This is a genomic window from Pseudomonas sp. P5_A12 (assembly GCF_056400685.1).
Genome location: NZ_JBFUKU010000625.1, coordinates 1 through 630 on the forward strand (window position 1 = coordinate 1; position 630 = coordinate 630).

General features: G+C 58.3%; 2 protein-coding genes. Both read left to right on the plus strand.

Features of this window, described 5'->3' with window-relative positions:
* Nucleotides 1-317, plus strand: a 317-nt coding sequence (locus AC1DSG_RS31565; protein WP_477794357.1) for a hypothetical protein, incomplete at its 5' end; no start/stop codon positions are given.
* A gap of 14 nt (nt 318-331) precedes the next feature.
* The gene (locus AC1DSG_RS31570) at nt 332-595 is read left to right on the plus strand and encodes a hypothetical protein (protein ID WP_401354025.1); all 264 of its coding nucleotides are present in this window, start codon (nt 332-334) and stop codon (nt 593-595) included.
* The last annotated feature ends 35 nt before the right edge of the window (nt 596-630 follow it).

Consider the following 630-nt stretch of genomic DNA (forward strand, 5'->3'; position numbering starts at 1 on the left):
GCATTCTGCATTCTAATGTGGGAGCGGGCTTGCCCGCGATGGCGCCCGCCCAGACAACACATTCCCAGCTGATTTACAGGCAAAAAAAACCCCGATCAAGCCGTGACAAGATCGGAGCTGAGGAGGGTACTGTCGAGGAGCCGTTGCGCGAGGGTGACCAAACCTTCGTGTTGCCAGCTGAGTCCAGTGTGCCCACTCCCTTGATTCACAAGTTAGCCGAAAACGACCTGCTCATAGGTATTGCAGCCATTGCGACAAATCGCCCTTGCCGCCGCCGCATCCCCCTACGAGAATCGAGCCAAGACACCGTTCCCTGAAGAAGGATTGCGTCATGATGTACGCCGATTTGATCGACCAGGAAGACCTGTTGGGCCAGCTCAAGGCGCTGGGATTTGCAGTGCCCCCAGGCGCCACCGCTGAGCAGGCCTGCGAATGCGCGGTACGGGGCTTGAACAACGAACGGGCAATGGAGCTGCGGACAATGGTCAAGCAGATGTACACCAGCAGCGCGACTATCCTGCCAGCTGTGCGTCAGGCCATCGACAAGCAATTGTTGCCGGCGTTGGCGGAGTATCAGCAAAGCCGTAGCGCCTGATAGATCCAATCGCGAGCAGGCTCGCTCCCACATTG